The 3,592-nt window shown below is 56.5% G+C and carries 3 protein-coding genes; all 3 read left to right on the plus strand.

Going from position 1 to position 3,592, the window contains the following annotated elements:
- The first annotated feature begins 462 nt into the window (after positions 1–462).
- Positions 463–1,215 carry a hypothetical protein gene (locus AC33YF_RS13235; RefSeq protein WP_491777681.1) on the plus strand — a complete coding sequence of 251 codons (753 nt, stop codon included), beginning with the start codon at positions 463–465 and terminating at the stop codon, positions 1,213–1,215.
- A gap of 25 nt (positions 1,216–1,240) precedes the next feature.
- Positions 1,241–1,585 carry a hypothetical protein gene (locus AC33YF_RS13240; RefSeq protein WP_491777682.1) on the plus strand — a complete coding sequence of 115 codons (345 nt, stop codon included), beginning with the start codon at positions 1,241–1,243 and terminating at the stop codon, positions 1,583–1,585.
- A gap of 224 nt (positions 1,586–1,809) precedes the next feature.
- Positions 1,810–3,592 (plus strand): AMP-binding protein (locus AC33YF_RS13245; RefSeq protein ID WP_491777683.1); only part of this gene is annotated, 1,783 nt, incomplete at its 3' end.

Below are 3,592 nucleotides of genomic sequence, written 5' to 3' on the forward strand. Positions count from 1 at the left end.
GATAGATCGCTCCATCGGGCAACTTCCTGCCAATGTTCCCCGTCCACACCATCACAGAGCCTTCCCGCTCAGGGTGCGGGATAAATTCCGCGCCGGTCGGCTTATGTATGACCAGTCCGTCGCGGACCTCGAACTGATCGGGCGTCACGTTTACCGTCATCGTCTTAGCCTCCAGTTCCCCACCATTGCGCCCGCTATGGCGCATCTGCCGTTATTTCAACTTGTCAGCATTTAGGAATTGTTAAGGCGAAGGTATCGGCCTGCTACACTCAGCCTGCGCGGGGGAAAGCACTCAGAGGGAGCTTTCCGTTGAAAGAAAACAAGGCACGACAATCGCACACCCGCTTATTCAGGGTTACATCGGGCCGGATCACAAAGTGATCGACATCAAGGCGTTCTACTCAGCTCCAGTGCAAGCGTTGAAAGACGCAAGAAAGGCAACTCGCTGAGGGAGGCAGGAAGATGAGTACACCAGAGGAGCTGTACCAGCGTGCTGGGGCGCTTCTGACGGACATACCAAACTTTATGCATCAAGGACCACTCGATCCCACCGAGGATCAATGGCTGGCCGGAGCGATTGCCGTCATTGAGATGTCGCAATCACTAGCGCCGAACCCCGACCACAACGAAGTCAAAGATGCTAAGGCAGCGGTTACGCAAGTTAATAATCATATTGTCAACGTGGACTTCCGAACACAAAACGCACGGCATGTTGTGTCGGCGCTGCGCCGCGCTCTGGCTCGCTTGGAACTTGTCGTGCCGACCGCAGTCGTGGGCGCGTTTGTTTCCGCAGGCGATGTGTATGAGGCATACAAGGTTGTTGGAGATGTATTGAAAACCGCGACTGATGCGGTGCTCCTAGTCGATCCTTATGCAGACGAAAGTATTCTAGATGCATACGCTGTATTAGCCCCTGAGACGGTAGCGGTCCGCATCCTGACCGATGAGGACAAAGTCAGCCCAGGACTTAAGCCTGCTCATGAGAAATGGAAAAAGCAATACGGCGACACGCGGCCGCTGGAGGTGCGCGTCTCGCGGAACCTGCATGACAGATTAATCATTGTGGACACAAAAGAGGCGTGGACAGTCGCGCAGTCCTTCAAGGACCTTGCTGTGAAGAAACCAACGACTATCGTCCACACGCCGCAAGACATTGCCGAACTGAAGATCAAAACTTACGAGACCATTTGGGGCGACGCTTACGCGATGGCATAGCTGTTGCGCTACAGGAAACACTAGGTTGGTTAAAGGCTCTTCGACCTATCGGACGCTGGAGGAGTTCATCCAGAACCGGATGGCGATGTCGCACATCTACCAACCAGCCATGCTGATCGAACTGCTGAGGAACGATGGGCGTTCCGCCCTTACCGATATAGCGAAGGCCCTTCTGGAACATGATCAGTCGCAGATTGAATACTACGAGCAGATCACGAAGAACATGGTTGGGTGTGTCCTGACGGACAGTCACGCCATCACGCGCAAGCTCAAGGACGGCAACCCCTCGGGCAACATGACGCAAATTTTGCGCGGCTTCAGTATCTGTGCGCCGCTGATTTCGATCTTGATAGCGCGAGTGTCGGCGTGAGGGCCAGAAGCATCAGACCACGAGAGATCCCAGCCGGCCTCTATCATCACTAAGTCCGAGTCTAGGTTTTCGGTGCAGGCGGGTTGACCGAGGTCAAAGCTTGCCAGCCGCCCCGAAACCAGACTAGCTCCAGCACTAGAGATGAGCCGTGCGCACCGGCCTCGATACGTTCGACAAGCTGCCATTTTCGCCGGCGGAGCTGGCACCTCGGAATTACCATGCCGATGGAAAAAGCTACAGGGGTACAATCGCCTGAAGACTTAGGCGCTGCTCTAGTGGAGATAGCGAGGGGTCTTGCCCATGAGCTAAACCCCGGCCGGCGCCAACCAGTGCATGCTGGGTTGGATAGCTCCCTGGAGCGTGATTGGGGCTTTGATAGTCTTTCCCGTGCAGAGCTGCTGCTTCGGATTGAGCGCGCCTTCTCCGTTCGACTGCCCGAACGTCTTTTGGGAGAGGCAGAGACGCTCCATGATCTGCTGTCAGCGCTAGCAGACGCGCGAACCCTGCCATCGATGGATGTGTCCCGCAGACGCCGCGTTGCCGAAGAAGTTGCCGAGGCAGCGCCGGCCGACGCTGAGACGCTTACGAAAATCCTCGACTGGCACGTCCATCAGCATGGCGAACGGACTCACTTAGTGCTTTGGCATGGCGACGGGGAGGAAACCAGCCTTACTTATCGGCAGGTCCAGAGTCAGGCACTAAAAGTCGCAAACGTACTAGTGCGAGCTAGCCTACAGCCTGGCGAGCGAGTCGCAATCATGCTGCCAACGTGCGTCGAATTCTTTGCAGCGTTCTTCGGAGTTCTTTATGCCGGCGGTGTGCCGACGCCAATCTATCCGCCAGCACGTCCTTCCCAGATTGAGGAGCATCTTAAACGACAGGCCAGCATTCTTCGGAACGCGCAGGCAGTGCTGCTTATTGCCGAGAAGTCAACCTCGGCTGTAGCGCGGCTTCTAAAGCTGCAGGTCGAGAGCCTGCGAGATGTGGTCAGTGTTGACGAGCTGAGACACGGCCCAGAGAGCGAAATATTGGAATTGGCGGCCGACAGCACAGCTCTTCTGCAATACACCTCTGGCAGCACTGGCGATCCGAAAGGTGTAGTCCTGAGTCATAGCAACATGCTGGCCAATATCCGAGCGATGGGCGAAGCGATGGAAGCAGGGCCGACCGATGTATTTGTGAGTTGGCTCCCACTCTATCATGACATGGGGCTGATCGGTGCTTGGCTTGGCAGCCTCTATTTCGCTGCTCCGCTGGTTGTGATGTCGCCACTTATGTTCATCGTTCGGCCGGAGCAATGGCTGTGGGCGATCCACCGTCATCGGGCAACCCTTTCTGCTTCACCGAATTTTGGCTTCGGCCTTTGCCTGCACAAAATTCAAGACCGAACCATTTCCGGTCTCGATCTCAGCTCGCTACGGATGGTGGCCAATGGTTCGGAGGCGGTATTGCCTGACACGATCCGCCAGTTCAGCGATCGTTTCGCCAAGTATGGCTTTCGGCCGGAGGCGATGGCGCCTGTCTACGGCTTGGCTGAGAATGCAGTGGGGCTAGCCTTTCCGCCACCAGGTCGGGCTCCGATTATTGATAGAGTTGATCGTGCCGCTTTGATGCAACAAGCACGGGCGCTCCCCGCAGCGCGTGGCGACGCTACCGCACTAGAATTTGTTGCATGTGGGCGTCCTTTGCCGGGACACGAAGTTCGCATCATTGGTCCGACTGGTGAGCTCGGCGAACGGGAGGAGGGGCAGCTTCAGTTTCGGGGTCCGTCCGCCACACTCGGCTATTTAAACAATCCGGTAAAGAACCGAGAGCTGTTTGACGGCGATTGGCTTAACAGCGGTGATCTCGCCTATATCGCCGGCGGCGACGTCTATATCACCGGCCGCTCGAAAGACATCATCATTCGCGCCGGGCGTCACATCTATCCCGAAGAGATCGAGTCGGCAGCAGGCGATGTCCCAGGCGTGCGTAAGGGGTGCGTTGTTGTTTTTGGGGCTCCGGACC

The sequence above is a fragment of the Methyloceanibacter sp. genome (assembly GCF_058506495.1).

Coding starts and splice junctions, on each gene's coding strand:
- AC33YF_RS13235 (WP_491777681.1), top strand. CDS start 463: ATGAGTACACCAGAGGAGCTGTACCAGCGTGCTGGGGCGCTTCTGACG.